This window comes from Amycolatopsis sp. EV170708-02-1, assembly GCF_022479115.1.
Lineage (GTDB): Bacteria > Actinomycetota > Actinomycetes > Mycobacteriales > Pseudonocardiaceae > Amycolatopsis.
On sequence record NZ_CP092497.1, the window covers coordinates 4,536,360 to 4,551,018 of the forward strand.

Consider the following 14,659-nt stretch of genomic DNA (forward strand, 5'->3'; position numbering starts at 1 on the left):
GCAACGCAAAGTTTGGTGTGAGGTGGGGGAGTTGGGCGTGGCGTTGCCTGGGACGGTTGTGCCATGGGGCAAGTCTTCGGAGCTTGGTGGTTGCCATCCGTTGATTTGTCATTCGTTGGATACTGCCGCGGTTGCCCAGCGGTTGGTGGACGTCATGCTGGGCGGGGTCGTGCGAGCACATCTCGCCGAAATTTTCCCCGACCCTGCGCTGTCGCGTTCGTGGGTGCCGCTTTTGTGCGGGCTGCACGACATCGGGAAGTACGCGCCTGACTTCCAGGCGTTGGTCTACGAGCTTGCGGTGAAGCGTTTCGAGGGGCTGGCGATCGAAGATCTCGACATGGTCCGTAAGCCTGCTGGGATGGGGCGACGGGTAGATGCGCCACACGGGATCCTGACCGCCCTGCATGTCAGGGGCATGCTGGAGTCTTGGGGCGCGGCCAAGGGCCCGGCGTTGCGTGTCTCGGAGGTCTTGGGCGGGCATCACGGTCATTTCCCTGCCGGTGAAGCAGTTCGCCAGGCGCGTGGTGAGCGCAACGCGCATGGCGGAGAGAAGTGGGCGGCGTGGCGTACGGCGCTGGTTCTTGACGTGATCAGGCTCCGAGGCGTGCCGGAGCCCGGCCTTGTTGAGTGGCGGGATTTGAGAATGTCGCTGCCTGCGGCGGTCGGGTTGGCGGCGCTGACCGCCGTGAGCGACTGGGTGGCCTCGGATAGCAGCAACTTCCCGGCCCTGGAGCCTGGCGCCGACTTAAGCGTGTACGCGGAGACGTGTGACACGAAGGCTGACGAGGCGGTCGCACGGTCGGGGATGTCGCCGTGGTCGCCTCCGGCTCAGGCGGACTTCGAGACGTTGTTCCGGCGTGCACCTCGTCCTGTTCAACAGGTTGTCGAGCGGGTGACGTCGGAGTTGGCGGAGCCTGTTCTGCTGGTGGTCGAGGCGCCGACGGGGGAGGGGAAGTCGAAGGCGGCTCTGCAGGCTGCGACGTCGATGGTGAGACAGCTCGGGGTGTCGGGCTTCTACGTCGCGATGCCGACTCAGGCGACCAGCAATCAGATGCTGCTGGAGATCCAGTCCATGCTGCACGAGCTGGGCGATGAAACCCCGGTGAATCTGGTGCACGCCGGTGTCAAACCGGCGGACGTCGGTCGGGACGCGGGCGACGACGATGTTGCGGCGCGATCGTGGTTTACGCGGAAGAGGAGTCTGTTGGCGCGGCTTGGTTGTGGGACAACCGATCAGGTGTTGAAGGGCGCGATCCGTTCCGGGCATGTGTTCGTTCGTCTTGCCGCGTTGTCGAACAAGGTGGTCGTGTTCGACGAGGTGCACGCTTATGACGTCTATATGTCGACGTTGCTGGAGCGGCTGCTGATGTGGCTGGGCGCGCTCGGCACTCCTGTCATCCTGCTGTCGGCGACGCTCCCGGCCGGGCGAAGGCACGCGCTGATCGCGGCCTGGCAGGCTGGCCGCCGCGGATGGCCACCGCAGCAGATTCCCGCGGCGCTCTCGACGGTGTCCTACCCGCGCGTCACGGTCGCCACGGAAACCGGTGTCACCGAACACTCTGCGGGGGTCTCGAAGTTGAACAAGGACCGCCGGATTCACCTGAGCCGTGTCGACGACGACAAGATCGTGAACTGGCTTCTCGATGAGGCGAGCCAGGACCGTTGTGTCGCGGTGGTCCACAATCTCGTGCGGCGGGCGATCAAAACCTACGACTCCTTGAAGAAGCGGATCGATGAGCTTCCGGAAGTCGAGAGGCAGCTGCTTATCGCGATCAATGGCACGCTCCCCGCAGGGCAGCGCCGTGACGTCGAGCAGCAGCTAAGGGACCTTTTCGGCGAGGACGGTGTCCGGCCGCAGCGGGCGATCGTGATCGGTACGCAGGTGCTGGAGCAGAGTCTCGACCTCGATTTCGACACCATGCTCACGGATCTTGCTCCGATCGATGCGCTGATTCAGCGGGCCGGCCGGATCCACCGGCATCGACGTGACCAGTCACGCGGACCGCTCCGCCTGGTCATCACCGGGGTCACCGACCGTCAGGAGGGGCCGCAGTTTCCGCCTTATCTACGGAACGTGTACGCGCCGATCGCGTTGATGCGCACGTGGGCTCTGCTTCGTGACCGGCCGCACATCGACTCACCCGCCGAGGTGTCACACCTCGTCGATCAGGTCTACGGAGGTGAGGTCGAGTGCCCCCAGGGGTGGACCGATGCCTGGCGAAAGGAAGAGGAGCATCTCCGAGCCCTGCGCAAGCGAGACAGCGCGGCCGCCAGAACGCTGTATCTGCCTATGCCGCACGCGGTCGAGGACCTCGCCGAGCTCACTGAACGGCCGAAAAGTACCAAGCAGACACGAAAGCAGTCGGGGAGCCGGAGATGACGGACGACGAAGGTGACGTCGAACGGTCGGTCCGCGTGGTGCTGTTCCGCCGCGACTCCGCAGGTGTGCCACGTCCGATATGGAGTGACGGATCGGAGGAGCTGTTGGATTCAGCTGCTGTCCTTGTCGCTCCGGAGAACGTTCCCCGGCAGGTGGTGCACGCCTTACTGGAGTGTGAGGTGCTGTCCGAATTCGCGGCTGATCCGTGGCTGAACCAGCACCGCGCACTGGTCTTCGATGACAACAGGTGCGAGGTCGGCGGCTACACGCTGGCCTACCACGACCAGTTCGGCGTCTATGCGATCGAGGAGACATGACGACCCCCTTCGACCTCAGCGTCGAACCTTGGATCCCTGTCGTTCGCCTCGATGGCACGCGCGAGGACGTGAGCTTGCATGATGTGCTGCTGCAGGCACACGAGATCCGCAGGATCGTGGGAGAGACCCCACCGATGACCGCCGCGCTATATAGGCTGCTCCTGGCACTGCTACACAGGGTTTACGGGCCGGCTCGCCGCGGCGACTGGGGTGAGTTGTGGTCGGCCAAGGCGTTCAGCGTGGCCCCGCTTGATCGTCATCTCGAGGCCCATGAGTTCGATCTGTTCCATCCTGAGGTGCCGTTCCTGCAATGCCCGGCACTTCCGGAGGAAAAGGGCAGTACCGTCGCGAAGCTGATCCCGCACAAATCTGTGGGGAACAACGCGACGTTGTTCGACCACACCGTCGTGTCGGATCGTGTGGAGGTGTCACCGACTGCGGCGGCGCGGTGGCTGGTGACTGCTCAGGCGTTCGACCCGGGTGGTATGAAGACCCCTTACGAGAAGGACAAGTCTTCGGAACGCGCACCGTGCAGCAGCCTTGGGGTCGTCCTCCTTGAGGGACGGACGCTGAAGGAAACCCTTTTGCTGAACGCGGTCTCCTACGATCCGCAGGCCGAGAAGCCGCCGATGACAACCATGGAAGATGCTCCTGCTTGGGAGCGCGGCGCGCCTCTCCCCACACCGGGCAGCCGTGATCCGCTGGGGTGGACCGATTTGCTGACGTGGCCGTCCCGGCGTATCAGGCTGATTCCAGAAGTCGTTGATGGCGAGCAGATCGTCACCAGGGTGGTCCTCACGCCTGGCGTGCGCCTGAAGGGCAGCCTGCCCGACCTGGAGATCATGGCGGCGTTCCGTACGCCCCGCGCGGTGAACGGGAAGATCAAGCCGGGTACTCCGATGCTGCCGATCCGGCTACATCCGGTTCGCGGGGTCTGGCGGCACAGTGTCGAACTGCTGCTGCACGATCCACGGGAGGAGGAACGGACACGACAGCGACCCCGTGCCCTGAAACAGATCGCCGATCTCACCGAAGCCGGATACATCCCGGACGACACCGTCTACACGTTGCGCGTGTTCGGGCAGAAGCTCGATAAGAACGCGTCCGTTGTGGAGGGGTATCTCGAGGAGGAGGTGCCCGCGCCGGTCGCGTTGATCCGAGCGACCGACAAAGAACTGGCCGGGCTGATCGGGACCGCCATCGAACTCGCCGACGAAGCCGGAGCCGCGCTGCGCGGGATGCAACGCGAGTACCACAAAGACATGCGCGCCGAGCCGGACGTCACTCTCGACCTCGCCTACTGGCCGGCGCTGGCCCGGCCGTTCGAGGTGTTCCTGCGTGCGGTCAACACCGCCCGGCTACAAGGCGCGTCGGAACGGAGCGCCGTCACGGCCTGGCGGCGAGCGGTTCTGCGGATCGCCGAGGGCGCCGCGGAGACGTGGACAGCTGGTGTCGCGGCGTCTGATCGCAACCTCAGCATGCTCGGCAAGCAGCACGCGGTGTTCCGGAACCGGCTGTCCAAGATTGCCCGCGTCTTCGACGCCCGAGCCGCCAAGTACCTCACGAGAGATGAGACCGAGTGACCACCTCCGTCGCTGAACGAAGAGACACCTTCGTCAAAGCCCTCTACTCGCTGCATGCCGGAGCCAGGTCCGGTATCCCGAAACGGCAATCCGAGTGCCGCCAGGCGCTCGCCCGGCTGCGCCGCAGCCTGACGGGTCCGCGGCAGCAGACCGCTGCCTACGAGATCGTGTTCCGGCACGATCCACCCGAGTCCGAGCAGGAAGTCTGGCTTCTGGTCGCGGGCCTGTTCGCTACCCATCCGCAGCCATCGAGGCGCGGTCACCGCTCGCTGGGCTCCTCGATGCGGGCACTGCGGGAGAAGCGCGGGCCCGCCGCGGCCCGCCGCTTCGAGCAATTGCTAGGCCGGGAGCGCGACGTCTTGCCGCATCATCTGCGCCAGGTCATCCGACTGCTGGGCAGTGACGACATCCCTGTCAACTACTCCTCGCTCCTCGACGATCTCGTCGTCCTGATGGGAGACGGCTACCGCGACAATCCGGCCCACCGGGTCCGGCTGCGCTGGGCCCGCGACTTCCACAGCCCTGACTACACAGCCACTACCGCTTCGACCGACGACACAACAACCTCTTCGCCTGCCTCGGCCTGACCCTTTCGGAGACCTTCGTGATCATCGAGCTTCACCTGCTGCAGTCCTTCCCAGTGAGCAACCTCAACCGCGACGACGTCGGCCAGCCCAAGACCGCGACCTTCGGCGGAAGCACCCGCGGCCGTATTTCCAGCCAGTGCCTGAAGCGGTCCGCACGCCAGCTGTTCACTAAGCACGGTCTCGACGAAGCAGAGACCGGTGTCCGCACCAAACGCCTCCGCAACGATGCAGCCGCTGTTCTCGTGGACCGTGGCCGAGACGCGGAGACCGCGCCCGGTGTCGTCACCGCCGGACTCGAACGACTCGGCTTCGGCGTGGACCAGGCCAAGGGACTGACCGAGTACCTGCTGTTCGTCGGCCGGATCGCGATCACCCACCTTGCCGACTACTGCGACGCGAACTGGGACACGCTCCTGGCCACATCCGCAGGGAAGAACGGGAAGAAGCCGGCGAAGGCCAAGCCCAGCAAGGAAGCCGCGGCCGAGGCCAAGCGCATGCTCGACGCCACCCGGGTCGCCGATGTGGCGTTGTTCGGGCGGATGATCGCCGACAACAAGGACTTCAACGTCGACGCTGCCTCCCAGGTCGCGCACGCTCTCTCTACCCACTCGGTGGCTACGGAGTTCGACTTCTACACCGCTGTCGACGACCTCAAGCCGGAAGCGGAATCCGGCGCCGACATGATCGGCACCGTCGACTTCAACTCCGCCTGCTACTACCGCTACGCCAACCTCGACCTCGACCGGCTCCGCACCAACCTCGCCGGCGACGACCAGCTGGCCATCCGCGCCGCGGCCGCATGGCTGGGCGCGTTCATCCACGCCGTCCCCAGCGGCAAACAGAACTCGACGGCCGCGCGCACCATGCCCAGCACCCTCCTCGGTGTCGTGCGGGAGACCGGCGCCTGGAACCTCGCCAACGCCTTCCTCAAGCCGGTCACCGACGCCGACCTCATAGCCGGGTCCACCACCCGGCTCACCACACACTTCCAGCAGCTGCGCGGCTTCTACGGCAACAGCGGCATCCGCGCCGCGATCGCCGCCTCCGTGACCGGCGATATCCCCCACGCCGAACACATCGACACCGCCGTCAGCATCGACCAGTTCACCAGCGGTCTCCTGACCGCGGCCGGTGCGGCGACCGCATGACCGCCACCCTGGCGTTGTGCTTCGACGCCCCCATGCAGTCCTGGGGGACCCGCTCCCGGGCATCATTCGCGACACCGCCCGTGAACCCACGAAATCCGGCGTCGTCGGGCTCCTGGCCGCCGCCAGCGGAGCGGAGCGCGACGACAAGAAGAGGATCGCGGAACTGGCCGCCTTGCGCCTCGGTGTCCGCGTCGACCGCGAAGGACTCCTCGAACGGGACTATCAGACCGCGCAGAACGTCCCCACCACCCTCGGATCCGGACATCGCACCGTCGTCAGCGAGCGCTACTACCTCGCTGACGCGCTCTTCCTGGTGCTTCTGGAGGGGCCCGAGACTCGGCTCGCGCCGCTGCGGGATGCCATCAACACACCGAGGTGGCCGTTGTGCTTCGGCCGGCGTGCCTTCGTCCCTGCTCGGCCGCTCGTCTGCTGCCTCCGCAACGAGCCCCTCGATCACGTCATCCGGACTCACCCGTGGCTCGAGCACCCCGAACGCGTGCACGAGCCGGCCTTCGACGTAGGCCTGCGGACCATCCTCGACGGCCCGGCAGACGCCGTCGGAGCCGAGCTTCGGCACGACGTCCCGATCTCCTTCGCCCAGGACGACCGCCGCTTCGCCGCACGCACTGTCGTCACCGGCGACACACCACTCACCCCCCACATGATCACCACAGGAGTGCCCTCGTGTTCCTGAGCAAACTGACCGTCGACATCGGCTCACGCACCTTCCGCCGCGACTACGCCAACGTCCACGACATGCACCGCACTCTCATGTCCGTCTACCCCGACATCCCCTCCAGCAACGACAAACGCCAAGGCCACGGCGTCCTCTGGCGACTCGACAGCAACCACGACGGGTTCACCCAGTACGTCCAAAGCCACACCGAACCCGACTGGACCAAACTCCCCGCCGGACACCTCACCGCCCAACCCGAGGTCCGCCCGCTCAAACCAGTCCTCGACGCCCTCACGCCAGGCCGCACACTCGCCTTCCGGCTCGTCGCCAACCCCACCAGGTTCGAGGGCAAAACCCGCAAACGGCTCCCACTGCGCCAACCCGCCGACCAGCTCAACTGGCTCATCCGAAAAGGCACGCAACACGGCTTCGTCATCCCCGCCGCGGCCGACGGCCATCCAGACCTCGCCACGACACCGATGGCCACCATCGCCGGACGAAAGGCAGAGACTGGGAAGATCACAGTCGAACCCGTCCGGTACGACGGCCACCTCGTCATCACCGACCCCGCCGCCTTCAGCGACGCCCTTGTCACCGGAATTGGGCGCGCCAAGGCCTACGGATGCGGACTCCTCAGCCTCGCGCCCGCGCGGAGGTAGAGCAGACGCGGTTTCGGTGATGGCTCCTGGACTGCGTCCTGTTTGGTCGCGGCGTGGGAACAACTACAAGTCGACAGGCAAGGCGCCGCTGGGCGGGGCAAAGTTGCCTGCATAACTGCCCGTCCGTCGACGGCTTGCAGATTCGTTGGGACCGAACCCTTCGGTGCGGGGAAGTTTCGTGTGCCAATGACCACCACGACACGATGATCACCCTGTCTGCGCCAGGATGCCCCTCGTACTGGCCAAAGCCGCCGTGAGCAAGCCTTTGTTGGCATAGCCGCGCTGCGCGCTGGCCACGGTCGGCCGGTTGTGTCTGGCCAGCCCCATCGGTCCGGCTTGATTCCATTGCGGGGGCGGGGCGCCAACGGGCCCGGGACTTGCCCCGTTCGTGCGGGGAGGACGTCACCGCGACATCATGCCTCGATGAACGGCGGACCAGCCCCGCCTGCGGGACAGTGCCCCTACCCGCATGGCCGGCGGTTGACGGCGGGCCCACCCCGCTTGCTCGGGGACGACGAAGGTCTGCGCACAGACGGGCCCTGAATCGGGACGAACCCAGGTTCCGCATGGACGGGCGTCGGCCTCATAGCCGCGGACATCTGGTGGCAGGGATCAACCCTGCTCGCGTGGGGAGAACACGTGGACGACGTCGCCCGCCTGATCGACGCTGAACCAGCCAAGCTCGCGCGGGAAACCGTTTGAGAGCGACCTGGATTCCAAGACGGCCCAAAGAACAGCCCCGCTTGCGCGGGGACAACGGCGGCTACGGGGCCGACTGAGCTGATGAGCTCGGACCCGCTCCGCCTGCTTGGCTCGACCTGCTCGCCCTTCTCGTTGAGGAGGCACATCGCGGACCAGTCCCGCCTGCGCGGCACGACCATGGCTTTGCCGCGCTTCAGCCGCTGGGATCGGCACCAGCCCCGCTCGGGCGGGTACGACCCCGCCGGGGCAGGGCCTTTGAATGGATCAGTCCCGCCGCATCGGGACGGCACCTCTTTCAGTACCACTCACGCGCTTCGGTTCGGGCTAGCCCTCTTGCACGGGTACGACATCACGCAATCGATGGTGTATACCGAGGCGCTGGGACCAGTCCCGCTTGTGGAGAGAGAGACCGTGGGTCGGTGTTCGCTGGACCGGCCCGCTTCGGACCAGCCCGTGGCTATGTCCTCGAGTTCTGACCGGCACTTGTTCGTGGATTCTGACCGCACATGTTGATCACCTGCCATGATCAATGGCGTTGAGTTTCGACCGCACCAGGGGTTCCTCGCGATCAAGTCTGGCCGCTACTCGGCGCACACTCTCCAGGTCGTTCGTCCTCAGATTCGCGCTGGGCGCCCCACCTGTCGCTTGCCCCTTTTGCGAGGACCACCGCGTCGCCAGTGGTGGGATCACCGACAGTGGCGTAGAAATGGAACAGGTTGTCGCGCTGTCGGTTGGCGTGCCTATTCGGTCGGTGTGGCCTCGGCAGGTTCGAGTATCACTACAGGAATCGTCCGCTCGGTGTAGGTCGCATAGGTCGCGTAAGGCTTGTAGATCGCCACCGCTCGTTCCCACAAGCGGGCCCGCTCCGCGCCCTCGGCGACACGCGGACGGACTCGCCGACGTTCGCCGCCGGGCAGCTCCACCTCGGTGGTCGCCATCCCTATCAGATTGTGGAACCACGCCGGATGTGCGTCCACGCCGCCTTTCGATGCGACGACGATCAGTCGTGGTGAGTCGTCGAGGTAGATCAAGGGGCTGATCCGGGCCTCGCCGGACTTGCGGCCGACATGGTGGAGCAGCAGCACGGGGGCGGCGCCGAAGAACGTGCCACCCACTTTGCCGCCGGTTTTGTGGAACAGGAACGTGTTGAGCCGGGCCAGCTGTCGCTGCAGCTTCCAGTAACGAGACGTCGGCGGGGGAGGCTTTGACATGATCGAAATCGTGTCACACAGTGCCAACTGTCGTCAACTGACAAATGCTTGCCGATGACGCGATTGCCGTATGCTGGCCGGCATGGAGAAGCTTGGCCTGCGGGAACGAAAGAAGCAGCGGACGCGGGAGGCGCTGATCGACGCGGCCCAGGCGCTGTTCTGCACCAACGGCTTCGAGGCCACGACCATCGACCAGATCGCCGAATCGGTCGAAGTCTCATCGCGAACGTTCTTCCGGTACTTCGCCTCGAAGGAGGACGTCGCTCTGGCACTCGCGGACGAACAGATCACGGTGGTACTCAAGGCGTTCGCCGCGCAACCGGCTCACCTGCCGGTGCTGACCGCGATGCGGACGGCCGCGGTCGAAATCATGCGGACCTACGAGACCGACACCCGCTTCCACCGCCTGCAGAACGTGATCTCGGTCAACCCCGCGCTGACGGCCGCGCGTATCGACCGGGCGACCGCCCGGTTCGACGAGGCGGCACGCCTGATCGGCGGCCGAATGGGAGTCGACCCAGCCGCGGATCCCCGGCCCTACCTGGTGGCCTCGGTAGCGCTTTGCGCGGTACAGACGGCAGTCGTCGCTTGGCGAGCTGCCGGCCAACAAGCACCGGAATCCGAGCTGACCAGGCAAGCGTTCGACCTGCTGTCCACCGGGCTCGACTACCCCGCGGGGCCGACGGCAACCGGTCACTAGTCAGCGGCGGCACCACGCTGTCGCCAGCCGCTCAGTTCCAGCTCCGTCCAGCATCGTCCGCTCATCGACATTGCAGGACATTCGGTCGCCAACGCCATGATCGGTTCGCACGGCAGAACTGGAACACGTTCTCTCGGTGGACCACCTGCCGTTGGTGGCACCGAGTGGCAACGTGGTGATGCCGCAACAGGGTGGCACACTGCACCATTTGGATCTGCGACTTCGCTCCTGCCAACGGTGGCAGTGGGGATCGAGGAAGGGCGGAGTGTGCTGGCGTCGCGAGCTCACGGGGATCGGGTGCGGTCGGTAGTCGCGGAGAAACGCGGTCGCACCCAACCGACAAAACCAAGCCCGGCTTGGGCGGGGGTGACACCAGCCCGCAACGGGCTGAGAGCCAAGCGACAAGACCAGCCCTGCTCGTGCCGGGACGACATGCGTCACATAATGCGCCCGAGGTCGGGCGGGGACGACGACGGGTCCGTCACGCCCGACACGCTCACCACGGGACCAACCCCCACCTGCGCGGGGATGACGACGCGATCGAGGAACGGGTGGATGTCCAGGAGGACCAACCCCGCTTGCGCGGGGACGAAATCGGCGGTGCGTTTGAGCTGGTGATGGTGTCGGGATCAGCCCCACCTCCGCGGAGACAACAGCCAGCATGCTGGTGAGCGGAACGCGAACTTAGGACCAGCCTCGCTCGCGCGGGGAGAACGCGACGTCGTTCAGAAAGAGGTCCCAAGCGACGGGTCAGCCCTGCTCGCGTAGGGACGAAGGGATCCTTACGGTCGAGATGATCGGCGATCCGGGACCACCCTTGCTTGCGCGGGGACGACGTCGCCCAGCTCGTCGGCGAGCGCTATGTGCCGGGACCAGCCCCGCTCGCGCGGGGACGACTGCACCTCGTTGGTCGCGCCCTCGGCGACGATGGGGCCAGCCCCGCCTACGCGGGGAAGATCTGTCGATCCTGTCCATCGCCATCTACGTGGGACCAGCCCGCCTGGGCGGAGACGGCGAGCATAGTTCCCCGGTCGACGTTAACCGCAGGGAACAACCCCGCTTGCGAGGGGCTGGGGCGACGGAGGCGCCGATCGGTAATGACTGGACTAGCCCGCTCGCGCTGGGAGGACCAGACGAACCCGGTCCGGTTCACGCTGACCGACGGACCAGCCCCGTGCACGCGGAGAGGACCTCACTGACGCCGGAGTGGCCGACGGCCTGGAGGGACAAGCTTCCGCTCGTGCTGGGAGGACATTGTTGTCGCTGGCAGGGCTGCCTGGTTGCTTGGTGCCCCGAACGCGAGGGATCAACCTCGCGCGCGAGGACGACGGCCGCCGCCCCGATGTCCAGGACCTCAATGCCGTGGGGATCAGCCCCGCTCGCGCGGGGAGAACTGCAACACCCAAGTGTCTTGGTGGCGAGGTCGGGACCAAGCCCCGCCTGCCCCTCGAAGATTGGCGGTCGATATGGGCAGCTGATCAACCAGATGGGACCACCCCCGCATGCGCGGGGAAGACGTAGCGATGACCGCCGAGCCGCTCACCCAAAACGGACCAGCCCCGCTTGTGCGGGGACGACTCGTGGTCGTTGAGCGGGCCGACGATCGGCTTGGGACCAGCCCTGCTCGCGCGGTGAGAATTTCGGGGTAGATGTGGGTGCAGGGTTCCAGGACCGCGAACCCCGCCTGTGCGGGAACGGCGGCCTAGGAACACCGTCGACGGGCAACCCGGACGGACCCAGCACCGCCTGCGGGGGGGGGGGTGTCCCTATGTTGTTGTCAAGCCGCAGCGGGGGTGTTGGTCGGTTCGGGGTGCTGGTAGTAGGTGCGGCTGCGGAGCATGGCGAACAGGACGTCGCAGCGGCGGCGGGCGAGGCAGATCAGCGCGGCGTTGTGCTTCTTGCCTTCGGCCCTCTTCCGGTCGTAGTAGGTCCGGCTGGTGGGGTCGGACAGGGCTGCGAAGGCGGCGAGGAAGAAGGCGCGTTTGAGTCTGCGGTTGCCGGTTCTGGCGGGGTGTTCGCCCTTGATCGAGGTGCCGGAGCGGTGTGTGACCGGGGCGATGCCGGCGTAGGCGGCGAGGTGTCCGGAGGACTTGAAGCCCGACGCGTCGCCGATTTCGAGGAGGATGCGGGCGGCGGTCCTGACGCCGATGCCGGGCATCGATGTCAGGACCTGGGCAAGAGGGTGCGCATCAAGGATCTCCTCGACCTCGCTGGCAACGGTTTTCCGTTGCTGCAGAACGGTTTTCAAGTTGTCGGCGAGTCGGGGCAGGATCTTGTCCGCGGCGGCGGTGCCCGCGACGGTGACGGTTTGCTCGTGCAGTGCGGCGAGGATGTTCTCGACCAGTTTCGCGCCCATGCGCGGGGCGTGTGTGGTGGCGATCGCTGCGAGTTTGCGGCGCCCGGCTTTGCGGATCCCGATGGGTCCGCCGCAGCGGGACAGGATTTCCAGCACGGCGGGATGGCTGATTTTGGGGCCGAGGACGCGTTCGAGGGCGGGGTGGATGCCGGTGAGCAGGCCGCGGATGCGGTTGCTGACCCGGGTGGCTTCGGCGGCCAGGTCGTCGTCGAACCCGACGAGCACGTCCAGCTCGGCCAGGGCTTCGTCGTCGACGTTGAGCTGGCGCAGCGTGTGCGGCAGGGTGCGGGCGGCGTCGGCGATGACGTAGGCGTCGCGGGCGTCGGTCTTGGCGTTGCCCGGGTAGAGATCAGCGATGCGGCGCATCGCCAGCCCCGGCAGGTAGGCCACGTCATGTCCGCAAGCGCGGGCGACGGCGACTGGCAGCGCGCCGATCGTGGCCGGCTGATCCACGACCACCAGAACCGGACCGTGAGCGGCGAGTTTGTCGAACATCGCCCGCAGCTTGGGCTCGGTGTTAGGCAACGGCGCGTCGTGCAACCGCTTCCCGGCCGGATCCAGGCCGACCGCGTGATGTTCGCCCTTGCCGACGTCCAAGCCAAGGAACACGGCGTATTCGCTGGTCATCGAAGGTATCTTCCGTCTTGACCGGGTTGTTTGAAGATCATACTGGCGAATTTCCTTCAGTCTGGTTGCCGTCACGTCGGATCACAATCCCTGGTCAGGTGGTGCGCCTTGTCTCGGCTAACTGGTCGGCAAAGGACCAGTCCCACTTGCGCGAACGACGTCAGGGCCAGGGTTGCGGTGATGACGGCCACGGGACCAGCCCCGCTTGAATGGGAGAACCGAGACGGCCGAGATGGCCGCTTACCTGCGCGGGGGACTAGGGCGTGTCCTGTAAGTCATTGGAGCCAGAGCACGATCGCGGCGATGGTGAGTTCGGCCTGGTAGTAGGCGGCGCGTTTGGCGTAGCGGGTGGCCAGGTCGCGGAACTGTTTGAGCCGGTTGAAGCACCGTTCGACCACGTTGCGCTGCTTATAGACCTCGGCGTCGAACGCTGGTGGTCGCCCGCCGCTGCGGCCTTTGGCTGCGCGGCGGGCGATCTGGTCATCCCGTTCCGGACTGACGAACCTGATCCGCCGGTCTCGCATCGCCCGGCGGGTTGACGGATGCGAATACGCCTTGTCCGCGATCACCGTCTCCGGTCGGCAGCGTGGCCGGCCGGGACCGATCCGGGCGACGGTGATGCCGTCCAGCAGCGGAACCAGCTGCGGGTTGTCCCCAGCCTGGCCTGGGGTGAGCAGGAACCGCATCGGCAGGCCCCGCCCGTCCACAACCAAGTGGATCTTGGTGCTCACCCCGCCACGGGACCGCCCGAGCCCTTCCCCATCGAGGGCAAGGGCTTCGATTCCGTCGCTGCATCCCCCTTTTTCCGGGCACCGGCAGCATGCTGGTGCGCCCGGACCACACTCGAATCGACGGAAACGATCCACTCGAGGTCGCCGACGGCGTCGTCTTTGACGATCACCCGGTCGAGAATCCGGTCCCAGGTGCCGTCTTTGGTCCACAACCGCAGCCGTTCATGCGCCGTCTTCCAGGGCCCGTAACGATCAGGCAGGTCACGCCAGGGCGCACCGGTGCGCAACTTCCACAGGATCGCGTTGATGACCTGGCGATGATCCCGCCACCGCCGACCACCACCTTGCCGCGGTGGCAGCAACGGCTCGATCACCACCCAGGCCTTATCCGTCAACTCACCACGACCAACCACACCCGCAATCCAACCGAACCCCAGCTAGATCACTTACAGGACACGCCCTAGCCCGCTCGCGTGGGGACAGCCAAACAAGTGCCTCACCAGGAGCTGCGCCGACGGGATCAGCCCGCCTGTGTGGCACGGCGGGATCGGTGCCGCCGCAGGCGATGCTGGGTGAGAACCAGACCTGCCTGCGCGGGGACGGGCTGGGTCGGCGAGCCGGCGGAGAACATCATGTTCGGATCAGCCCCGCCTTCGCGAGGGACGGCATGCTGACCGCGATCAAGAGCGTGGAACCGGTAGGACCAACCCCGCCTGCGCGGGACGACGAAGGCGCGAAGCCACCGTGCCCGCCGTGGATGGGACCAGCCCCGCTGGCGCGGGGAGGACGGGGGCTCAGCTTCGATGCCCAAGAACTCGTCCGAACCAGCCCCGTTCGCGCGGAGACGACTGCTCGGTCAGCTTGTCCATGGTAGTTATGCCTGGCTCAAAACCGCCCCGCACGGGGACGAGACGACCAGCCGAGAGTGGTCGAGCTCGTGGGGACCAACCCGTTCGCGCGGAGCGACAGCCACGCCCGGACA

General features: G+C 66.3%; 11 protein-coding genes. 8 read left to right on the top strand and 3 right to left on the bottom strand.

Translation table 11 applies throughout. The features are described from left to right. Nucleotides 1–37 precede the first annotated feature (37 nt). Genes cas3 through cas6e form a run of 7 tightly spaced genes read left to right on the top strand, consistent with a single transcriptional unit; the run spans nt 38 to nt 7,350 of the window. Nucleotides 38–2,380 carry a CRISPR-associated helicase Cas3' gene (cas3, locus tag MJQ72_RS20580; protein ID WP_240600995.1) on the top strand — a complete coding sequence of 781 codons (2,343 nt, stop codon included), beginning with the start codon at nt 38–40 and terminating at the stop codon, nt 2,378–2,380. After that, complete coding sequence (locus MJQ72_RS20585; RefSeq protein ID WP_240600996.1) at nt 2,377–2,697, top strand: hypothetical protein; 321 nt, start codon at nt 2,377–2,379, stop codon at nt 2,695–2,697. The genes cas3 and MJQ72_RS20585 overlap by 4 nt, the downstream gene beginning before the upstream one ends. Then, complete coding sequence (gene casA / locus MJQ72_RS20590; RefSeq protein WP_240600997.1) at nt 2,694–4,280, top strand: type I-E CRISPR-associated protein Cse1/CasA; 1,587 nt, start codon at nt 2,694–2,696, stop codon at nt 4,278–4,280. Before MJQ72_RS20585 ends, casA begins: the two co-directional genes overlap by 4 nt. After that, the gene (gene casB / locus MJQ72_RS20595) at nt 4,277–4,867 is read left to right on the top strand and encodes a type I-E CRISPR-associated protein Cse2/CasB (RefSeq protein ID WP_240600998.1); all 591 of its coding nucleotides are present in this window, start codon (nt 4,277–4,279) and stop codon (nt 4,865–4,867) included. Before casA ends, casB begins: the two co-directional genes overlap by 4 nt. A gap of 17 nt (nt 4,868–4,884) precedes the next feature. Continuing rightward, entirely contained in the window at nt 4,885–6,015 is a 1,131-nt protein-coding gene (gene cas7e / locus MJQ72_RS20600; RefSeq protein ID WP_240600999.1) for a type I-E CRISPR-associated protein Cas7/Cse4/CasC, read from the top strand. A 16-nt stretch (nt 6,016–6,031) separates the two neighbouring features. Continuing rightward, entirely contained in the window at nt 6,032–6,709 is a 678-nt protein-coding gene (cas5e, locus tag MJQ72_RS20605; protein WP_240601000.1) for a type I-E CRISPR-associated protein Cas5/CasD, read from the top strand. Next, the gene (cas6e, locus tag MJQ72_RS20610; RefSeq protein WP_240601001.1) at nt 6,700–7,350 is read left to right on the top strand and encodes a type I-E CRISPR-associated protein Cas6/Cse3/CasE; all 651 of its coding nucleotides are present in this window, start codon (nt 6,700–6,702) and stop codon (nt 7,348–7,350) included. The genes cas5e and cas6e overlap by 10 nt, the downstream gene beginning before the upstream one ends. A gap of 1,442 nt (nt 7,351–8,792) precedes the next feature. On the opposite strand, the gene MJQ72_RS20615 is transcribed toward cas6e, so the two are convergent. Further along, the gene (locus tag MJQ72_RS20615) at nt 8,793–9,263 is read right to left on the bottom strand and encodes a nitroreductase/quinone reductase family protein (RefSeq protein ID WP_240601002.1); all 471 of its coding nucleotides are present in this window, start codon (nt 9,261–9,263) and stop codon (nt 8,793–8,795) included. An 82-nt stretch (nt 9,264–9,345) separates the two neighbouring features. Here MJQ72_RS20615 and MJQ72_RS20620 point away from each other — a divergent pair, with 82 nt between their 5' ends. Then, entirely contained in the window at nt 9,346–9,963 is a 618-nt protein-coding gene (locus MJQ72_RS20620; protein WP_240601003.1) for a TetR family transcriptional regulator, read from the top strand. Between the two features lie 1,777 nt (nt 9,964–11,740). Here the strand turns inward: MJQ72_RS20620 and MJQ72_RS20625 are convergent. Both MJQ72_RS20625 and MJQ72_RS20630 read right to left on the bottom strand, forming a co-directional pair. Then, a complete protein-coding gene (locus tag MJQ72_RS20625; protein WP_240601004.1) occupies nt 11,741–12,946 on the bottom strand; it encodes an IS110 family transposase in 1,206 nt (401 codons plus the stop codon). A 275-nt stretch (nt 12,947–13,221) separates the two neighbouring features. Beyond that, a protein-coding gene (locus tag MJQ72_RS20630; protein ID WP_240601005.1) for an IS5 family transposase occupies nt 13,222–14,090 on the bottom strand; the annotation gives its coding sequence in 2 pieces (ribosomal slippage) (nt 13,222–13,716 and nt 13,719–14,090; 867 coding nt in all). Nucleotides 14,091–14,659: the final 569 nt, after the last annotated feature.